The sequence below is a fragment of the Paramicrobacterium fandaimingii genome, from assembly GCF_011751745.2.
GTDB classification, from domain to species: Bacteria; Actinomycetota; Actinomycetes; order Actinomycetales; family Microbacteriaceae; genus Paramicrobacterium; species Paramicrobacterium fandaimingii.
Genome location: NZ_CP061170.1, coordinates 2,423,938 through 2,443,262, shown reverse-complemented (window position 1 = coordinate 2,443,262; position 19,325 = coordinate 2,423,938). Strand labels below are relative to the sequence as shown.

Here is a 19,325-nt window from a genome sequence, read left to right as displayed (position 1 = left end):
TCTAATGTAATACCTAGTACGTTAGTTGCAGCACCGAGACAATGACCGTCTCCGAGGAGAACGAAGGAGTTCCGTGTCTGAGACACAGCATCCACCGGGAACGATACGTGTATTAAGGCGCATCGTGCGTGCGCTCACCTGGATCGAGATTACGATCGGCGCCGTGTGCGTGCTCATCATTCTCGTACTTGTCTTCACGCAGGCTCTGCAGCGTTACCTCGCCGGTGGCGATATCGCCTGGACGGGAGAGCTTTCGAAATTCGGCCTCGTGTGGCTGACATTCTCCGTCATCGGGGTGCTTGTGACCTCCAGAGAGCACATCGCGCTTGAGATCGTCGACGTCATTCCCAACCGCATGATCGTGAGAATCATCCAGGTGCTCGCCCTGCTGATCGTCGCTGCGACGGGCTTGGGGCTTTCGACGGAAGCGCTCGCATTGGTTGAAACCTCGGGAATCATCAAGTCGCCTGTGCTTCGCATGCCGATGTCGTGGGTGTACATTCCGGTGCTCGTCGGCGTTGTCAGCATGACGATCCGGGCTCTCGTCGCGGCGATCGATGTCGCGTGGCACGGCCCGGTCATCGCTGAGCCCGAGAACGACAGCGTGGAGGCACCGATCGCATGACACTCATACTTCTCGCGATCGGCATCGCAGTTCTCCTTCTTCTGCGCGTTCCCGTCGCCTTTGCATTTCTCGGACCGTCGCTTGTCTACATGATGATCGAGGGGATGTCTGCCGGATTGGCTCTGAGGCAGGTCACAAATGCGGCCGCGAGCTTCCCGCTGCTCGCCGTTCCGCTCTTCGTCTTTCTTGGGGCGCTCGCCAACCACGCTGGCATCGCCGACAGGCTCTTCCGCTTTGCTCTCGCTCTGATGGCCGAGGTTCGCGGGAGCCTCGGCTACGTTGCCATCGGTGTGAGCGTTGGTTTTTCGTGGATGAGTGGTTCCGCCGTCGCCGACTCGGCAGCGCTGGGCAAGGTGCAGATTCCCGCGATGCTTCGCAACGGCTACTCTCGACGTTTTGCCACGGGAGTCTCTGCGTCGTCTGCACTCATCGCACCGGTCATGCCGCCCAGCATTCCCGCGGTGATCTACGCGGGGCTTGCGGCCGTGTCAACGGGCGCGCTGTTCGCAGCATCGGTTGTCCCGGCACTCCTGATGGCTCTCGGAATGACTGTCGTCGTGTGGGTACTGGTTCGCACGCAGCCGAACCTCCGTCGAGGCACATTCGACAAGGCAGAGCTTCTCTCGTCGGTCAAGGGCGTTCTGCTGCCCATGGTTGCGCCCATCATCATTCTCGGCGGAATTCTTGGCGGGTTCTTCACACCAACCGAGGCAGCAGCCGTTGGCGTTGTCTACATCATCTTCGTCGGCATCGTTCACCGCTCGCTTTCGTTGAAGGCATTCTTCACCGCGCTCAAGGAGACGGTGCTGACGACGGCGGCGATCATGATCATCGTGACGACAGCGTCGCTTCTCGGGTACATCCTTGCCAAAGAACGCCTTCCGCAGATGCTCACAGAGCTTATGTTCAGCATCACCGACGATCCAACGGTGTTCCTCATTCTGACAGCGATTCTGATGCTGATTCTCGGCACGGTCATCGACGCGACAGCGATTCTCGTGCTCACCGTTCCCATCTTGCTGCCGATCGCCAACGAGTATGGCGTCGACCCCATCGCGATGGGCGTGATGCTGATTGTGTCGCTGATGATCGGGTTGCTGACGCCCCCTGTCGGTACAGTGCTGTTCGTCACGGCTGCGGTCTCGAAGACACGAATCGGCGAAGTCTTCAAGGGAACTCTGCCGTTTATCATTCCGATGCTCATCGTCGTGGCGTTGCTCATAGCCTTCCCCGACGCCGTCATGTCTGTGCCGGCGGTGTTGGGCCTGTGACGACATTGACAACGGACTTCGACGTGGCAGACCTGCCGCGATCAGTTCTCATCGGTCTGATGGGCACCGGTGTGACTCCCTCGCTGTCGCCGCCAATGCATGAGCTCGAGGGCGCTCGCCATGGCATGCACTACGTTTATCGAGCAGTTGACCTGGCTGCGGATGAAACGTCTCCCGCGCAGCTCTCGGTGCTGCTGGCGTTTGCCCGCACGCTGGGGTTCAACGGGCTCAACATCACGCATCCCGTCAAGCAGACGGTGGTTCCGCTTCTTGATGAGCTCGCCCCGAGCGCGGCGATGGTGGGGGCGGTGAACACCGTCGTGTTCGATAACGACCGCATGGTCGGGCACAACACAGATGTCACGGGATTCGGGGGAGCACTCGACATGGCGTTCCCTGACTCTCAGCGAGCACACGTCGTGCTCGTCGGGGCGGGAGGTGCCGGCTCTGCCGTTGCCTGCGCCCTTGCCACACGCGTCGAGAGCCTGACGATTGTGGATATCGACGAGACGCGCGCGCGTGCCCTTGCAGCGCACGTGGGGACGAAGTGCCCCGCCCATGTCGAGGCGGCGAGTGCTGATTCCCTGCCCCGGCTGCTTGCGGCCGCTGACGGTGTCGTCAATGCGACGCCGTTTGGCATGGTCGATCACCCGGGAACCTCATTCAACCCCGAGCTGCTCTCGAGCGACGCCTGGGTGGCAGACATCGTGTATCGCCCCGTCGAAACCGACTTGCTCGTCGCCGCTCGAGAGAGAGGATGCCGCGTGATGTCTGGACTCGGAATGGCCATGCGCCAGGCGGCCGACTCCTTTGAGATCTTCACAGGAGAATCAGCTGATCGCGACGCAATGCTGAACGACCTGCGAAACCTGGTGACCGCGGAAGCTGCGGGAACCTACACCCCTGTTGCACTGAAGAGAGGAAAGAACCGATGATCACACGACGCACCAAGCGCCTGACGTGGCTCGCCCTTGCAGCGGTTCCAGCACTGTTGCTGGCTGGCTGCTCGAGCGAAGGAACAGATGAAGGAGGAGGAGGTGGAGACACAATCAAACTCACCCTCGCCCACAGCTACACCGAAGACCAGCCCCAGCACCGATGCGGGGCGCAGGTTATCGCCGACGAAGTGAAGGCAGCCGATGTCGGCCTTGAGATCGAGATCTTCTCGAGCAGCCAGCTCGGCGGGGATGCCGATCGCATCGCCTCCGTCGCCTCGGGAGACATCGATATCGACATTCAGGGTGCCTCGGCACTCGGTGCGGTGTATGAGCCGATCAGCGTGCTCGATGCTGCCTACGCGTTCGACGGCCCTGAGCACCTGGCAACGTTCATGGCAAGCGAGGAGGGGCAAGGCGTTGTCGATGACTTCGCTGAGGCTGCGGGCATCCACACTCTCGGAGTCTGGTCGGCGGGAGCGCGCCAGTTCACGGCGAACTCGCCCATTCGCACCCCAGACGACCTTGAGGGACTGCGCATCCGCTTTCCTGGCTCACCGCAGTTCTTGGTGAACGCAAAGGCACTCGGCGCCTCAGCAACCGAAGTCGCTTATGAAGAGCTCTATCTTGCCCTTCAGCAGGGAACCGTTGACGGCCAGGAGAACCCGATCACCAACATCAAGTCGCAGAACTTGGCCGAGGTGCAGGACTACCTGAGCATGACAAATCACCAGCTCAACACCAACCTGGTGATCATGAGTTCGAAGTGGGAGGAGCTCAACTCTGAGCAGCAAGACGCCCTGAGCTCGGCTGTTGAAAAGGCAGTCACCGAGGTCACCAGCTGCGTGGCCGAAGACGAGAAGTCAACGCTCGAGCAGTGGAAGGCCGACGGAGCATGGGAGATCGTCGATGACGTCGATATCGACGCATTCCGCGACAAGGCGCTGCCGTACCTCGAAGAGCACCTGACGGGCGACTCGCTTGCTGTCTTCGAGGCGATTCGGGCCACTTCTGACCAGAAGTGACGGGTGACGGAGTGCGGCATCCGGTACCGACGTTCACCGGTGACGTCGACGGCACGGAGCTCGGGATGACCCTCATTCACGAGCACGTGTTCGTCGGCGACCCGGAACTCGATCTCAGTCTTCCGCATCCTGAATGGGATGAGGATGCCGCGATCGAGCGCGCCGTCGCCGGTTTCACCCGCCTGCACGAGCTTGGAGTGGACACGGTGGTGGATCTCACCGTGCCAGGGCTCGGGCGCAATGTGGAACGCGTGCGACGCGTCGCCGAACGCGTGCCAGTGCGCCTCGTGGCCTCAACGGGCTACTACACAAGCGACGTTTTGCCGCACTTCTTCCACCTCAACGGTCCGGGCCTCCTCGTGGATGGCCCGGACCCGCTCGTCGCGCTGTTCATCGACGACATCTCGCGAGGCATCGCCGGTACCAGCATCCGTGCCGGAATGATCAAGGTGGCATCGGATGCTGGCGGAATCACTCCAGATGTCGAGCACGTCTTCACGGCAGCGAGCATCGCGCACCTCGAGACGGGAGTGCCGATCACCACTCATTCGCACGCGCCCAGCCGCGGGGGTATTGAACAGCAGCGGATGCTGTCGCAGCTCGGTGTGCCGCTTGACCGCGTGGTGATCGGGCACAGCGGCGACTCGACAGACATCGACTATCTTCGGGAGCTCGCCGACAACGGATCGTTTCTCGGCTTCGACCGATTCGGCATGGCACACACGGGAACGGACAGTGACCGCATCCGGATGCTTCTTTCGATGCTGGAGCTCGGGTACGAACACCAACTCGTGCTCTCGCACGATGCCGCGTTCTTCAGCCGAATCACACCGCCGTCGTGGCGGGCGGAGCATGCACCGAACTGGCAGATGGAACACCTGTCGCGTCACGTGCTGCCCGAGCTGCGACGGAGCGGGGTTGATGATGACACACGTCGGCTGCTGACCGTCGAGAACCCGCGGCGTGCCCTCACGGGACGATGACCGCGAACAAAGACGAACTAAGGTGGGGGACGTGGTGGAGCGGGTCATAAGAACCAGAGACGCGGAGCGCACGCAGGCGGAGTTGCTCGCTGTCGCGACCGAGGTGTTTGCGGAGTCAGGGTACTCCGGCGCGCGCGTCGACGAGATCGCCGAGCGCACGCGCACGACGAAGCGGATGATCTACTACTACTTCGGTGGGAAAGAGGGACTCTATCTCGCCGTGCTTGAGAAGGCGTACCGGGGCATCCGCGAGGCCGAGCAGACGATTCGCGTCACCGAGCTTGACCCGGTGAGTGCTCTGCGCCAGGTTGCCGAGCTCACCTACGACCACCACCTCGAGCACAGCGACTTCATGAGACTCGTCGCCATCGAGAACATTCACCGCGGACGATACATCAAGCAGATTGAGTCGCTGCGCAGCGTGAGCAGGCCGGCGCTCTCGCTGCTCGACGATATGCTCCAGCGGGGGCGCGCGGAGGGTTCGGTGCGCGATGATGTCGAGCCGCTTGATGTGCACATGCTGATCAGCTCGTACTGTGTCTTCCAGGTCGCGAATCAGCACACCTTCGGGTACCTGTTCGACCTCGACATGCTCTCGGACGAGTGGCGGGACCGGCACCGCAACATGCTGGGCGACATTGTGGTGTCGTGGCTGACGTCCGGCGTGCCGGGCGCTCCAGTGTGATCGAGACGGGGAGCGGAGCACCGTCATGTCACGATGTCTGATGAATGGCAGCGGCGGCTGTCGCGAAGAGGTCACGCATCCACACATGCTCAGGGTCGTTTGTGTGCACCGGGTGCCACCAGAGCGCATTTCGTTGCCATCGTCGCCACCGTGGCGAAGCTGTAGTCCGACCCGTAGATCAGTCGGCGCCTTGGCCCACCTTCATGGTGACGTCCAGTCCGGCATCGCTGAAGAAGCCTTGCTCCTGGGCCAGAATGGCGTTTTCGATGTTGACCTGACCGCGCGCAACGACCAAAGGAATGACGTCTTGGCCGTTCTGCTCTTCGCCACCTGACGAGGCGGGGGAGCAGCCGGTCAGAGTCGCCGATACCGCGACGGCGGTGAGGGCGAGTAGGGCTCCGATTCGGGCGGAGCCAGGCGTACTGTGTCGAAGCTTCATTCCATCTCCTTTGATGAATCATCCTGAGGATGAATGTGAGTTACGTAATGCAGATTCAGTGCTAGGTGGACGCAGCATCACGCCATTCGTTCAACTGTCTCCAAAGCAGCAGCGGTGGGGAACCACGGTTTACCTATGCACTGTATGAACGGCGTTGAGAGGGAACTGATGAGAGTTCACTCCAGGGGAGAGTGTGCGCTGAGTCTGGCCTGTTTTGAGTGTTGCAGCCACACCATGAGGCACATTGGTGATGACGGAGATCGAATCACCTGCGCGCGTCCACTCGACAGCCAGTGGCCCGTAAGGCGTGCCGACATGCGCACGCACATGGTCGACTCCAATTTCGAAGTCGGGCTCAAGGACTGCTGTACGGTACCCAGGTGAGGTCGGTCGGATGCCGGCGACGCGACGGTGCAGCCAATCGTCGACGCTCCCTTGCGCATAGTGGTTGAACGACATTGCACGGATCTCGCCTCCCGGCGTAATCGCGTCCCAGCTCTCCCAGATCGTCGTGGCACCGTTGTCTACTTCGTACAACCAGGAGGGCATCTCGGACTGCCAGAGCAGTGAGCGAGCGACACCCGGGTAGCCGCTGTCCCACAGCACATCGAGCAGATACGGAGTTGAGAGGAAGCCTGTGTCGAGCCGATCACCGCGCTCTCTGATCATGTTCACAAGCCGTTCCGCCGTGCGCGAGCGGAGTTCGGTCGGGACCATGTCGAACGCGAGGGCGAGCACATACACACCTTGCAGGAGAATGGGAAGATCTCCCTCGGCGTCAATGTGCTCGGCAGCGAAGGCTGAACGCACGTCGGCAGCGCGTGCTGTGAACACCGCAGCATCCGATTTTTTGCCGAGCACCTTCGCTGCGAGAGCGGCGATTGTGAGCGTCTGTGCCTGGAACATCGGCGCAACGTATTCGGAGGTGAGCGCCGGGGCGATGCCGATCGCCTCGTGGATCGGGCGGCCCTCCATCGTGCTCGGTGTAAGCCAGTCGCCGAAGTGCATGCCGGTGTTGTAGAGCAGTGATTGCCTGCGGAGGCGCTCATCGGAAAGGTCGGCGTCGACGAGGGCATCGGGGAGGCCAGACGATGCTGCAGTTTTCTGAAACTCGATCCAGCGCAGCATTGCGTCATAGTTCTCCTCGAGCACGCGACGATCGCCGTATCGCTCATACATTGTCCATGGCACTGTCGCGATCGCGTCGCTCCAGCCGGCCGCGGCGACGATCGAGCCGATTCCATCCGCGCGCGCGGCAGCGTCCGCGTCGAACGGCGAACGCGGCGAGAATATCGGAATGCGACCGTCAGGCAGCTGGTCGGCGCGCAGGTTATCGAGCCAGCGCGAGAGGAACGGCACGACCTGCGCGTTGTTGCTCGCCGCCCCGACGAACGCTTGGATGTCGCCGGTCCAGCCCGCGCGCTCCCGCTGCGGGCAGTCGGTCGGCACAGACAGGAAGTTGCCGCGCTGGCTCCAGACCACGTTCTGGTGCAGGCGATCAAGGCGAGCATCGGATGCCGTGAATGCCCCGGTCTGCTCGAGGTCACTGGCGATCACGACTGCGACGATGTCCTCTGCGGGCAACGGCGCCGAGAGCCCGCTCACCCGCGCATACCGGAAACCGTGGAATGTGAACTCGGGCTCCCACTCGTCGTCGCCGCCAGCGGCGATGAACACGTCCCGCTGCTCCTTGTTGATGCCGACGATGTTGTCGAACCAAGATCCGTCTGCCGCGAGGACCTCGGTGTGCTCGATGACGACGCGTTGTCCCGGCGTCGTGTCATGTAGGTGCAGCCGCACGCGCCCCGCGATGACCTGGCCGAAGTCGACGATCGTCCCGTCCGCCGTTTCGGTGATCGCGACGGCGGGGAGTTCGAGGATGCGTCGTATTGGCTCACCCGTGAAGGGCCGCAGCAACTCGTGGTCGCGGCTCACCTCCGTCACCGGCATCCAGTCGCCGTCGTCGAAGCCGGCACGGTCCCACCCGGCGGGAACGGCACGGCGGTCGAACCGCTCGCCGACGAAGAGGTCGGCATACTCCCACGGGCCGACGGCGCTGCGGACGTCGCCGCCGGAAGCGACGGTTTGGCTCGTGCCATCCGCGTAGTCGAGGTGGAGCTGCCAGATTGCCGAGAGTCGGGTGCCGAACTGCCCGCTCGATCCGGTCAGCCCGAGCCGTCCCGCCCACCAGCCGTCGGCGAGCGCAACGCCGAGAACGTTCTCTCCTGCGGTGAGCGCGGCGGTGATGTCGTAGGCCTGCACGGAGAGCCGGTGCTCGTATGCATCGGATCCGGGCGCGAGCACCTGATCGTCGGCGCGTATGCCGTTGACGAACGCGGAATACACGCCGCGCGCTGTGGCGTACAGGCGGGCCCGCGAAAGCCCGTCGTGGACCTTCACCCTCTGCCGCAGCAGCTGAGGCGGTCGGAGTCGGTCCTCCAGCGCAGTGTCCGGGCCAAGGCCACGAATCCAGTCGACGATGCTCCACCGCTCGACGAGTGTGTCCTGTTGTGCAGGCTCGACCCAGGCGGCAACCCAATCCGCTGCATCCAGAAGAGCGGTCTCGAACGATGATTCGGCCCACGGGGTCCATGCGCCGTCGGCAGTGCGGCTGCGCACGCGCCAGACGTAGACCGTGTTCGAGGCGATCTCGTCACCGGCGTACTCGACCAGCGAGGTCTCTGCGCTCTCGACTGGACCAGCAGTCCAGACGAGGCGACCGTCGCGAGTCGAGACCTCGAGTTCGTACGTGTCCTGCGCGTGATCAACGATCCACGAGAACCGCGGCCTGCGCGTGCCGATGCCGATCGGCGCGCGCAGATATTCCACGCGCAAGTCGCGGCATTCGGAGACCCGCGCGCTCATGCAGGTACCTCGGCTGCGCCATGCAGTCGCAGCTTGGCGAGGAAGTCGGCCCACATCAGTCGAGTATCGATCGCGGTGATCTGGCGTCGCAGGGGCGGCGCAGCCGGGTCGCCGGCGACCGTCGGATCGAAGCGGGGGTCGAGTGCGATCACTGAAGCGAGGGCGCTGTCGCCAAGCGTGAGCGCTCCGTGCAGCGTCACGAATGGGGGTACGTCGAGCAGTCGCTCGGCCACCCACGCGCCGACTGGTGACGCACCCGCGAGATCATGCTCAACCTCCGTAGTTGAAACCCGCAGCTGCTCGTACGCTTCTCGGGTCACCTGCGTGATCGGTATTCCCGACGAGAACACGAAAGCGGCGGAAGCAGCATCCGTGTCGCGGTTGTACTCGAACGAACTATCCGTACTGCCACCGATCCACGCCAGAGTTGCACGTGAGCAGATCTTCGGTTCGAGCGCGATGGCTGCGGCGATATTGATGAGCGGGCCGCCGCACAGAATCGTGAGCGCAGAATCGGTGTCGGCCATGCAGAGCTCCGCGATGGCGGCCGCGGCCGCCGTAGTGCGCAACTCGGGAGCAAAGCTTTCGGCGCCGACCACGACGGGCGGCTGCGACCCACTGGCGATCGTGATGAGCTCGCTCGCGAGTGCCGTACCGCGGGCCGCCGACGTCGAGGCGTCCATGCCGACGAGGCCGGCGAGGTGCGGATCAACGGGTGAACTCGTGACGAGCTCGATGTGGATCTCGTCGCTCACGAGGAGGTGCGCGAGCGACGCGAGCCCGTCGGGGTCGCCGGCGAAGTCGTTGTCGATGATGACCCGCCAGCGCTGCCGTGCCATAGTTCCTCCTCGATGCGATCGACGCTTTGACGAACTCAGGCGCCGGCGGTGAAGCGTGTGGTCAGGGCACCGATGCCCTCGATCTCGCTGACCAGGACGTCGTCGGGCTGAATGAAGCGCTGGGGTGTGCGGCGGTTGCCGATGCCGGATGGTGTGCCCGAGAAGATGATGTCGCCGGGCAGCAGGGGACAGACGGCGGAGATACGCACGAGCAGCTCAGGAACGTCGTAGAGCATCATCGACGTCCGCGATGATTGCATGCTTTCGCCCGACAGGCTGCACGAGATCGCGAGGTCATCGCGGTCGGGGAGCTCGTCGGGGGTGACGAGCCACGGCCCGGTCGGCCCGAAGCCGGGGAACGACTTTCCGAGGCTGAACTGCGGGGCCGATCCCTGCAACTGCGTGATGCGCTCGGAAATGTCCTGGCCGATCGTCAGCCCGGCGATGTGATCCCAGGCGCTCTCGCGATCGACCTTGTGCGCATCGCGGCCGATAACGATGACAAGCTCGACCTCCCAGTCGACGTGTCCATCTGGCAGTTCGACAACGGTGTCGGGGCCGACGATGCTGCTGGAGAACTTTGTGAACGTCACTGGCATCGTGTCTGGCGGGTATCCCGCCTCGGCTGCGTGCTCGGCGTAGTTGAGCCCGATTGCGAACACTTGGCGCGGACGCGGGACGGGTGCACCGAGGGACTGCGCATCGAACGCGACGGCCGCAGCCGCTCCGTGCGTCGTCCCCGATGCAGTCGTGGCAGCCCATTCAGCAAATGCGGCCCACTCATCGAACAGCGACTGCGGGTCGGAGCCAAACCGTCCGTTCGACGCATCCGCGACGTCGACCGCGCCGTCCTCGGTGATGAGGACGGCGCGACCGTTGAGGTTTGCGAGCTTCACCTGTCGACCCTCACCAGTCCACGCGCTGCGGGGCCGGCTCGCCGTAGCGGTCCTCCCAGCTGATGACACGATTGCGGAGGGTGCCGACCCCGGTGATCTCTGCTTCGATCTCGTCACCCGGCTTCAGGTAGAAGTCGAACGGGTTGGGCTGCACGGCGGCCACGCCGGAGATCGTCCCGGTCGTGATGATGTCGCCGGCGCTGTAGATCTGCGGGGAGTGGTACGCGACCAAGTGCGGGAACTTGATGCGCGTCTGGTTTGTGTTGCCCTGTTGGCGCACGTCGCCGTTGACGCGGAGCTGCATCGGCAGCTCGTGCATGTCGGGTACTTCGTCTTTCGTCACAATCCACGGACCGATGGGACAGAACGTGTCGATCCCCTTGCTGAACGAGAAGACCCCCGACTCCATCTCCTTGCGCTGGATGTCGCGCGCGGTGATGTCGTTGAACACGGTGAAGCCGGCAATGTAGTCTTCGGCCTCGTCGGGGCCGAAGAACTTGCCTGACTTGCCAATGATGATGCCCAGCTCAAGCTCGTAGTCAAGTTCCCTCGTCAGACCTTCGGGGTAGACGATGTCGCCGCCCGGGTCGTTGATGGCGTCGACGTTCTGGAAGAACACGATGCCCTTGTGCACGGGGTGTGACCAGTCAACAGCCGTGAGCTCGTTGTGATGGTCGGCGAAGTTGCCTGCGGTGTGGAAGAACTTCTTCGGGCGGATCGGCGCCTCGAGTGTGACGTCGGAATAGGCGAGGCGCTCGCCGGTCTCGGTGACCTGGCCGCCCCGTTCGAAGTACTCGCGGGTGGAGGGCACGTCGAGTTCGATGACGACGCCTTCTTCGAGTTCCAGGCGGCCGACGTGGCCGCCGTTGAAGGTGATGAGCTTCATTGTTCTTTCTCCTTGTGTGCTTCGTCGTCGAGGGCGCCTACGCGCCGACCATGTTGAATCCGCCGTCGGCGAGCATGTAGCCGCCGGTCAGATGTGCTGCTTCGTCAGTTGCGAGCCAGAGGCATGCGCCAGTGACAAACTCGGGGGGCGGGATGATGCCCATCGGAGTTTGGGAGAGCAGCACCTCGCGGCGACCGTTCTTCCAGTCCTCGCGGTTCAGCAGCCGCTCGGTCTCCATGAAGCCGGGGGCGAACGTGTTGACGCGCACCGCCGGTGCGAATGCCTTTGCGTAGGACTTGGTGATGCCGAGAATTGCATACTTTGCCGCCGCATACTGCGGTGCGCGCGCGCTGCCGCGAACGACGACGGTCGAGCCGACTTGCACGATGTTGCCGTGCCCCTGCGCCAGCATCCGTTCACCGAATTCGTGCGTCATGAGCAGTGTGCCCTTGACGTCGACGTCGATGACGGCGTCGAGCGCCTCCTGCGTCAGCTCGTCCCAGCCCATCTGGTCACTCGAGACGTCTCCGACGTTGTTGACGAGCACGTCGAGCACGCCGAATGCCTCGAACACCTCGTCGGCCATCTGCTTGATCGCGTCCCACGATCCGATGTCGGCCTGCACGAGGATGCCATCGCTCCCTGCTTCGCGAACGCGCTTGAGCGTTCGCTCGGCGCCAGCGCGCGAGGACCGGTAATGCACGGCGATCCGTGCACCTTCTTGCGCGGCGCGTACGGCGACTTCGGCGCCGAAACCAGTTCCGGCACCGGTCACGAGCACGGTCTTACCGGCGAACCGCGGGAAGATCTGCGGGTTGTACTCGGTCATGTGTCTCTCCAATCGTTCGTAGAATGCGTCAGACGAGCGTGCGTCCGCCGTCGATGTACAGCACGTGCCCTGTGATGAACGCAGCCCGGGGCGATGACAAGAACAGGGCGGGGCCCGTCACCTCGTCGGGCGTGCCGAGGCGGCCTGCCGGCACCAGGGACTCGAGATTCTGGCGCTTGCCTGGTTTGGCAAGTTCCCCCGCGGTGAGCGGAGTCTCGATATATCCGGGGGCGAGTGCGTTCACGGTCACCCCAGCCGACGCCCACTCACGAGCCATGACGCGCAGCAGTTGATTGATGCCGCCCTTCGACGCCGCGTACGGGCCATGGGAATGGTGCGCGAGAATACCCGAGACGCTCGACAGGGCGAGGATGCGTCCGTAGCCCCGCTCGACCATGTGGCGGCCGACCGATTGTGCGAGCCCGAAAACTGACGAAAGGTTTACGCGAAGGATGCGATCCCATTCGTCTTCGGTGAAGTCGAGGATCGGGCGGCGGTCGTTGATGCCGACGGCGTGAAGGAGGACGTCAATTCCGCCAAGATGCTCGATGACTTGGGCCGTGACGCGCGCTCCCGTGTCGTGCTCGGTGAGGTCGGCCTGGATGAGCTTGTGGCGGGCACCCGCAGTGGCGAGCTTCTCGCCGATCGACTCGAGCGCTTGAGGATCGCGGTCGACGACGGCGACGACTGCTCCCGCCGCGGCGTACGCGAGAGCGCATGCCCCTCCGATCCCGCCGGCACCGGCCACGAGCACGCGAGTTCCGTGGAGTCCGAGCCAGTCGGCGCTCGAAGCGGTCTCGATCATGGCCTCAACGGACATCGAAGCTCCTCCTCGGTCGCAAAATTTCAGTGAATAAAAGTCTCTTTCACTAAAAGAATCTAATCGTCGCGCCGCCAGACTGTCAATGGCTAAAAGTGTCTTTCGTTGAGTGAAGGTAGAATCAGGCGAAACCACCCATCTCACGCCGTCGAGAGGAACCGCATGGCGCCCCGCATTCGCCCGCTCACGCCTGCCGAGTTGACGCCCGGTCAGTTCGCGCTTTACGCAGCGATCACCGCTGGTCCGCGGGCGGCAGGCCCGCAGCACTTTGCCCTCACTGCTGAAGACGGATCTCTGCGCGGGCCGTTCGACGCGCTCCTTCGGTCTCCGGCCGTGGGCGGTGCTCAGCAAGAGCTCGGTTCGGCCATTCGGTATCGCTCTGGGCTCACTGACCGGACGCGTGAACTCGCGATCCTGCTCGTCGCCGCGCACCAGCACAGCGCGTTTGAGCGTGACGCGCACGAAGCAATAGCCCGTGCTCTCGGATTCACCGAGGCCGAACTCTTGGCGATTCGCGCGCTCGACGTTTCGGGGTTCGACGAGTGTGATCGGATCATTGGACGGGCCGTGATCGAGCTGCTCGACGGAGACGTCTCGGATGCCACCTGGGCCGCAGCATCCGGCTCCTGTGGAATTGATCGGTTCTTCGATCTCACGGCTCTCGTGGGCTATTACATGACCCTTGCCCTGCAGCTGAGGGTCTTCCGTGTCGAGTGATATTGCGTCAGTGAGCAGACTGAGATACATTTTCGCTGTATGAAAGCTGAAGAGACTCCCGCGCCCGTCAAATCGGGCAGCCGGTACCGCATCGAAGCCCTCGGAAAGGGACTGGATGTGCTGCGGCTCTTCGACGAATCTGTCACCGCTCTGAAGCTCCGCGAGATCTGCGATCGCACCGGCATCCCTATGCCGACGGCCTTCCGGGTCGTCGCGACTCTCGAAGAGGACGGGTTCCTGGAACGCCTCCCCGATGGTTCGATCCGGCCGGGTGTCGCGGTGTTGACGCTCGGATCCGCCGCGCTGCGGGGCTCCAGCCTCGTGCAGTTGAGCGAGCAGCCGCTGAGGCATCTGGCCGAGCAGACCAGTGAGACCGTGAACCTCGGCGTGCTCGTCGGCGACCAGGTGCTGTACCTGGCGCGGCTGCGCAACTCCGACCTCGTGACCGCCAATATTCAGGTGGGATCGACGCTTCCGGCTGCGTACACATCGATGGGCAAGCTGCTGCTCGCCTATCTCGGTGACGAAGAATTGGATGCCGCACTCGTGAATCACGACTTCGGGACGGCTGCGGGACCCAACGCCGCGACATCGGTCGATGACCTTCGCAAACGGCTGGCCGTGATCCGCGAGCAGGGTTACGCGGTGCAGGACCAAGAGGTGGCCGCGGGCCTGCGGTCGGTGTCGGTGCCGATCTTCGGTCGGGGCTCCGCGCCCGCTGCGGCAATCAACATCGCTGTCGCCTCGTCGCGTCATGACGTCAACTCGCTGCGCGGTTTGCTCCTTGACCGGCTGCGCTCGACGGCCGATGCCATCTCGCGGCTGCTGCGCGCGACCTGAGCCAGAGGGCGCGAGAGAGGCTGAGCGTCTCACGGGGCCGACGGACCGTCGCGGGCGAGTCGAGCGCCGGCGGCGATATCGGTGAGCAGCGTCAGTGTTCGTTCGGCGGCGGGATCTCCGATGGTATTGAGGAACCCGTGCTTGGCACCGCGCTCCCGGATGACGCGCACGTCGACCCCGGCGGCGTCAAGTTCTGCGCCGAACAACTCCCCGGATGCGCGCAGCCTGTCGCGTTCGGCATTCACGATCAGCGTCGGCGGCATTCCCTTAAGGTCGCGACCGCCAGGAAAGGCATAGCCCTCGATATCGGCGGACTGGCCCAGGTAGTTGTGATTGATGGCAACAGTCATCTCTGGTGGGAACGAGAGGAACGAGGGAAGACCGACGAGCAGCGCCTTGAGTTCCTCGTCGACCGCGGGCAGCGGAGAGTGCAGCACCGGGTAGACCAGAGCAAGCGCGCTGGGCATGGTCTCGGCTCGGTCTCGCATGCGCAGCGCGGCTCCTGCCGCGAGGTTGCCGCCTGCGCTGGCGCCACCGAGCGCGACCATGCTTGGGTCTGCGTGAAACCGTTGCGCGTTCGCGACTGCCCAGTCGAATGCCGCGACAACCTGCAGCGATGCGACGGGGAAGCGGGCGCGTGGGCCGGCCGCCTCGGCTTCGGCACGCATCTGCTCGGGGGTGGGCATCTGCTCCTCGGATGGGGCTGGGGGCAGGGCGGCGAGCGCGTCGAGTGGGGCGAGGATGTAGTCGACAGACACGACGGTTGTTCCGGTGGCGCTCAATCGACGGCCCACCTGGTCGGCCTCGGGCATATCGAGGGTGCCGAACATGAACGCGCCGCCGTGCAGCCAAACGAGCATGCCGCCGGTCGGATCGTCGGCCGGGTACACGCGCATTCCGAAGTCATGCTCCGCAGCCGCAAGGTCGACGTCGAAAGTCTCCGTCATCGGATGCTCCCTGTGCGAGTGTGGATGCCGGGCCCGACGATCTCCTCATCGCAGCCGGGCAGCCTCAGTACGGCTTCGGAACCATCGGGGACGGTGATCTCAGCGTGCAACTCTGAGTCTTCGACACTCCAGTGCGCCGCGGCGAGCCCGCATGGCGTTTCCAGGCGGGCCTCCGCCCACGTCAAACCGCCGCCCGGCTGGGGGTCGACGAGGATCCGGCGATATCCCGGATCAAGGGGCGCCAATCCGCCGATTGTGCGGTGCATCCAGTCCGCAACCGCCCCGAAGGCATAGTGATTGAACGAGGTCATGTCACCCGGGTTGATGGACCCGTCCGGAAGCATCGAGTCCCAGCGCTCCCAGACGGTCGTGGCCCCCATGGTGACGGCGTAGAGCCACGAGGGAGCCTCGCGCTGCAGGAGCAGGGCATACGCGTCGTCGATGTGCCCAGTCGCCGTGAGCGCATCGCAGACGAACGGAGTACCGACAAAGCCGGTGCTGATGCGATGTCCGGCCTCACGGACTATTTCGGCGAGCCGATCCCCGGCACGCTGGCGATCACTCGGCTCGAGAAGGCCGAAGACGAGCGCGAGCGCGTAGACGGTGGCGCTGTCGCTGCGAATACGGCCATTCTCAACGAAATGGGTTCGGAAGCCGTCACCGATGCGGTCTCGGAGGCGCTCGAATTCCACAGTATCCGCCTGCTCGCCGAGTGCCATCGCGGCCTCAACCATTATTGATGCTGTGCGATAGGCGCTCGCTGTCGCGACGACCTCCGCCGGTGCCTTCGATTTGCCGGGATCCTCGGCGGGGGCGTCCGGGTCGAGCCAGTCGCCGAACTGGAACCCGCTGTCCCAGAGCCCCTCGGACGAGATCACGGCGGCAACGGAACGTGTATGCGCCGACATGAGCGGGTAGGCATCTCGCAGTGACTGCTGGCGCCCGTACGCGCGCCATAGCGCCCATGGCACCCACACCGCAGCGTCGCCCCACACGGCCGTCGCACCCGGCTCCGGGAACCCGGTGTCGAGGTACTTCAGGGCGTTGGGCACGACCACGGGCACCGTGCCCTCCGGGGTGGCTCGACGTTCGAGTTCGACATCCACCAGCCAATCGGAGAGAAAAGTGTCGACGTCTCCGAAGAAAGCCGCCGTTGGAGCGAAGACCGCGAGGTCTCCCGTCCAGCCCAGCCGTTCGTCACGCTGTGGGCAGTCCGTCGGCACGCTCAGGAAGTTGCCGCGCATGCCCCATTCGACATTGCTGTGCAACTGGTTCAAGAGCGGGTCGGAGCATTCGAATGAGCCGATTGGTCGAATGTCGGACCCGATGACGACTGCGGTGAGCGCGTCGGGCTCGAGCTCGTCTGGCCACCCGGTGACCTCCACATATCGAAAACCGTGGAACGTTAGCGTCGGCTCAAAGACATCGTTGGCCCCGCTGAGCACGAAGCGGTCCGTTGCCTCGGCGCGACGCAAAGGCCGAACCCCGAGTTCACCGTCCTCGAGGACTTCCGCATGACGGAGCACCACCTCGGTGCCTGCCGGACCGGACACCCGCACCCGGACGACGCCGACCACGTTCTGCCCGAAGTCGACGAGTGTATTTCCAGACGGCGAGGTCCAGACTCGCTCCACGGCGCGTTCGCCCAGTCGCCGAACCGGAGGAGATGTGCGTCGGGCGAGCCGGTTCGCCTCGAACTCGACATCCCGCACCGCACCCCAGCCGCTGTCTTCGAATCCCGGATGCTGCCACGCAGCGTCGTGCAGACGCGCGTCGATCGTCTCGCCGTTGTACAGATCGTCGGAACAGACCTCACCCGTCCCCGCGCGCCACGACGTGTCGGTGACGACTCGCTGCACATGGCCGTCAGCGAACCGCACCTCAAGTTCCGCGTATCCGGCGCGCTCGTCGCCGTAGACTGCACGCTGCCCCGTGAATCCGAGCCAACCGCGGTACCAGCCGTTGCCCAGCCGCAGGGCGATCACTGTACGCTCCGCGACCAGTGCCGTGACGTCGTGCTCGATGAGCCGCACGCGCCATTCATAGCTTGTCCAGCCTGGGGCGAGTACCTCGTCGGAACTCGGGTGGCCGTTCACCCACGCCTCGATCAGCCCGAGAGCGCTCAGCCGCAGCGTCGCTTGCTCCGCAGTCCCGTGCCCCGTGTCGAGCGTGAATTCCCGCCGAAGAAGTGGCGCGGCCTCGAGCGGCGTCTGCGGGGCGATCATTCGTGCGAGTGTCATGTCAATCCTGTCGATCAAAGCGCGGTGACGCGCCTAATGAAGTCGATTGCTCGATCAAATAGTGGCCCGGTGTCGTCGGCGCCCTGCCAAAAGTGCTGGCCGCCTACCTCGGTGTGAAACTCCACCTCCGCGCCCGCAGCGCGCAACGCCTCCGTGAGGGCTTCACTCTGCGAGATCGGCACATGCTTGTCTGCGGTGCCGTGCGCGATATGGAAGGGAGGAGCGTCCGCGTGCACGTGGGAGAGAGGACTTGCAGCACGCGCGTGGTCGGGGCGACCCGCAACCGGTCCGCCGAGCCATTGCGCCTCGCGGGTTGCCCCGGCGTCTTCGCCCATTGCTTGTGCGGCGGCCATCGCGAGCATATCGGTCGGTCCGAACCAGTCGACGACGCCGCACACGTCGGTACGACGAAGTCCCGTGAGGGCAGCGAGCGTCGCACCCGCCGAGACTCCCCAGAGCACAATCCGGGAGGCATCGACCCCGTGCACGGCGGCCTTCTCGTGCAACCACGCGATAGCGGCATCCACGTCGTCGAGCTGTGCTGGGAATGTCGCCTCGCCGCTCAGCCGGTACTCACAGGATGCGACGGCGAAACCGGCAGCGACGATGCGGTCGAAAGATGCTTCGGGCGTAATTCCTGGCGTGAAGACTTTTCGGCTGCCGCGCAGCCACCCGCCGCCGTGCAGGAATACGACGACGGGCGCGGCGGCGCATTCCGCCGGAACCCGCAAGTCGAGCGACAGCGGCCGGTAGCCCGGCGGCTGTGCGACATCGACCTCGAAGAGTGTGAGCATACGATCAGTCGCGGAACTCGAAGTCGGGCATGAATGCCGTCGCGTATTTCTCGCCCGCCGCCTTCATGACGGTGAAGTCGGGAACGTAGATACCGCCAGGCTCCGTCGCGTTCGTCTTCTGACCCATGGCGTGAAAGAACCTCTCAAACCCTGCAGTGCCGCAGCCGAATACCTTTGAAGAATTGTGGATTTGGAATGCGTGCACCGTGCCCGATGGAACGTAGGCGAAGTCGCCGGTGACCAGCGTGGTCTTGCTGTGATAGTCGGCTTGGTCATCCATCCACACGGAGATTTCCCCGTCGACGACGTAGAAGATTTCGTGTGTCGCCAGGTGCATGTGCGCGGGGATTCGATCGCCCTTGTGGCCCTGCATCGTGAATGCCCCGTATTGGTCGTCGGTCTCATCGGCGGACAGCAGAATCGTGAACAATTGGTCGAAGACGAGAGACTTCTCGCCCTCACCGTTTCCGAGTACGTACGGAGACGGCGCAGCAGGGAGGATTCCCGCGAACGGGGTCTTGTCCTGGTCGTCAATAGCGTAAATGGTCATGTTTACCTCCTTGTAAAACGATGGTCTGCCGTGAGGCAGATGGAACGGTGTCGGGCGTGCGCGCTCGTTCCAGACTCCTCAAGTCTTCAGAGAATCGGGAAAGGTAGGAAGTTTGATTTTCCTACTCGGCGTTAGCCTG

The 19,325-nt window shown here is 63.9% G+C and carries 19 protein-coding genes; 8 read left to right on the top strand and 11 right to left on the bottom strand.

Annotation, left to right across the window (positions count from 1 at the left end):
• Positions 1 to 124: 124 nt before the first annotated feature.
• Genes HCR84_RS11770 through HCR84_RS11745 form a run of 6 tightly spaced genes read left to right on the top strand, consistent with a single transcriptional unit; the run spans position 125 to position 5,524 of the window.
• Positions 125 to 625, top strand: a complete 501-nt coding sequence (locus tag HCR84_RS11770) for a TRAP transporter small permease (protein WP_195706641.1) — start codon at positions 125 to 127, stop codon at positions 623 to 625.
• Positions 622 to 1,896, top strand: a complete 1,275-nt coding sequence (locus HCR84_RS11765; RefSeq protein WP_166980792.1) for a TRAP transporter large permease — start codon at positions 622 to 624, stop codon at positions 1,894 to 1,896. Before HCR84_RS11770 ends, HCR84_RS11765 begins: the two co-directional genes overlap by 4 nt.
• Positions 1,893 to 2,831 carry a shikimate dehydrogenase gene (locus HCR84_RS11760; RefSeq protein WP_235940668.1) on the top strand — a complete coding sequence of 313 codons (939 nt, stop codon included), beginning with the start codon at positions 1,893 to 1,895 and terminating at the stop codon, positions 2,829 to 2,831. Before HCR84_RS11765 ends, HCR84_RS11760 begins: the two co-directional genes overlap by 4 nt.
• Positions 2,828 to 3,856: a DctP family TRAP transporter solute-binding subunit gene (locus HCR84_RS11755; RefSeq protein ID WP_166980794.1), complete on the top strand. Its 1,029-nt coding sequence runs from the start codon at positions 2,828 to 2,830 to the stop codon at positions 3,854 to 3,856. The genes HCR84_RS11760 and HCR84_RS11755 overlap by 4 nt, the downstream gene beginning before the upstream one ends.
• Positions 3,853 to 4,839, top strand: a complete 987-nt coding sequence (locus tag HCR84_RS11750) for a phosphotriesterase family protein (RefSeq protein ID WP_166980796.1) — start codon at positions 3,853 to 3,855, stop codon at positions 4,837 to 4,839. The genes HCR84_RS11755 and HCR84_RS11750 overlap by 4 nt, the downstream gene beginning before the upstream one ends.
• A 31-nt stretch (positions 4,840 to 4,870) precedes the next feature.
• Positions 4,871 to 5,524 carry a TetR/AcrR family transcriptional regulator gene (locus HCR84_RS11745; protein WP_166980798.1) on the top strand — a complete coding sequence of 218 codons (654 nt, stop codon included), beginning with the start codon at positions 4,871 to 4,873 and terminating at the stop codon, positions 5,522 to 5,524.
• Between the two features lie 178 nt (positions 5,525 to 5,702).
• Here HCR84_RS11745 and HCR84_RS11740 read toward each other — a convergent pair whose 3' ends face one another.
• From HCR84_RS11740 to HCR84_RS11710, 7 genes are all read right to left on the bottom strand, one after another.
• On the bottom strand, positions 5,703 to 5,963 hold the full coding sequence (locus tag HCR84_RS11740) for an ABC transporter substrate-binding protein (RefSeq protein WP_166980800.1): 261 nt from the start codon (positions 5,961 to 5,963) through the stop codon (positions 5,703 to 5,705).
• A gap of 129 nt (positions 5,964 to 6,092) precedes the next feature.
• Positions 6,093 to 8,828: a family 78 glycoside hydrolase catalytic domain gene (locus HCR84_RS11735; protein WP_166980802.1), complete on the bottom strand. Its 2,736-nt coding sequence runs from the start codon at positions 8,826 to 8,828 to the stop codon at positions 6,093 to 6,095.
• Positions 8,825 to 9,667, bottom strand: a complete 843-nt coding sequence (locus tag HCR84_RS11730; protein WP_166980804.1) for a nucleoside hydrolase — start codon at positions 9,665 to 9,667, stop codon at positions 8,825 to 8,827. The genes HCR84_RS11735 and HCR84_RS11730 overlap by 4 nt, the downstream gene beginning before the upstream one ends.
• Before the next feature lie 35 nt (positions 9,668 to 9,702).
• Positions 9,703 to 10,563, bottom strand: coding sequence for a fumarylacetoacetate hydrolase family protein (locus HCR84_RS11725; RefSeq protein ID WP_166980806.1), 861 nt, complete (start codon positions 10,561 to 10,563; stop codon positions 9,703 to 9,705).
• Positions 10,564 to 10,573: 10 nt separating this feature from the next.
• Positions 10,574 to 11,449, bottom strand: coding sequence for a fumarylacetoacetate hydrolase family protein (locus HCR84_RS11720; RefSeq protein WP_166980808.1), 876 nt, complete (start codon positions 11,447 to 11,449; stop codon positions 10,574 to 10,576).
• A 37-nt stretch (positions 11,450 to 11,486) separates the two neighbouring features.
• Complete coding sequence (locus tag HCR84_RS11715) at positions 11,487 to 12,278, bottom strand: SDR family NAD(P)-dependent oxidoreductase (RefSeq protein ID WP_166980810.1); 792 nt, start codon at positions 12,276 to 12,278, stop codon at positions 11,487 to 11,489.
• A 28-nt stretch (positions 12,279 to 12,306) separates the two neighbouring features.
• On the bottom strand, positions 12,307 to 13,098 hold the full coding sequence (locus HCR84_RS11710; RefSeq protein WP_218043571.1) for an SDR family NAD(P)-dependent oxidoreductase: 792 nt from the start codon (positions 13,096 to 13,098) through the stop codon (positions 12,307 to 12,309).
• A gap of 162 nt (positions 13,099 to 13,260) precedes the next feature.
• Between HCR84_RS11710 and HCR84_RS11705 the strand changes: the two genes are divergently transcribed.
• Positions 13,261 to 13,815 carry a carboxymuconolactone decarboxylase family protein gene (locus HCR84_RS11705; protein ID WP_166980812.1) on the top strand — a complete coding sequence of 185 codons (555 nt, stop codon included), beginning with the start codon at positions 13,261 to 13,263 and terminating at the stop codon, positions 13,813 to 13,815.
• A 39-nt stretch (positions 13,816 to 13,854) separates the two neighbouring features.
• Positions 13,855 to 14,655 carry an IclR family transcriptional regulator gene (locus HCR84_RS11700; protein WP_166980814.1) on the top strand — a complete coding sequence of 267 codons (801 nt, stop codon included), beginning with the start codon at positions 13,855 to 13,857 and terminating at the stop codon, positions 14,653 to 14,655.
• Positions 14,656 to 14,684: 29 nt separating this feature from the next.
• Here HCR84_RS11700 and HCR84_RS11695 read toward each other — a convergent pair whose 3' ends face one another.
• From HCR84_RS11695 to HCR84_RS11680, 4 genes are read right to left on the bottom strand one after another with little or no spacing between them, the layout of a single operon-like run.
• Positions 14,685 to 15,602, bottom strand: a complete 918-nt coding sequence (locus tag HCR84_RS11695; protein WP_166980816.1) for an alpha/beta hydrolase fold domain-containing protein — start codon at positions 15,600 to 15,602, stop codon at positions 14,685 to 14,687.
• Positions 15,599 to 17,842: an alpha-L-rhamnosidase gene (locus HCR84_RS11690; protein WP_166980818.1), complete on the bottom strand. Its 2,244-nt coding sequence runs from the start codon at positions 17,840 to 17,842 to the stop codon at positions 15,599 to 15,601. The genes HCR84_RS11695 and HCR84_RS11690 overlap by 4 nt, the downstream gene beginning before the upstream one ends.
• Before the next feature lie 14 nt (positions 17,843 to 17,856).
• Positions 17,857 to 18,636, bottom strand: coding sequence for an alpha/beta hydrolase (locus tag HCR84_RS11685; protein WP_166980820.1), 780 nt, complete (start codon positions 18,634 to 18,636; stop codon positions 17,857 to 17,859).
• Positions 18,637 to 18,640: 4 nt separating this feature from the next.
• Positions 18,641 to 19,186, bottom strand: a complete 546-nt coding sequence (locus tag HCR84_RS11680) for a quercetin 2,3-dioxygenase (RefSeq protein WP_166980822.1) — start codon at positions 19,184 to 19,186, stop codon at positions 18,641 to 18,643.
• Between the last annotated feature and the right edge of the window lie 139 nt (positions 19,187 to 19,325).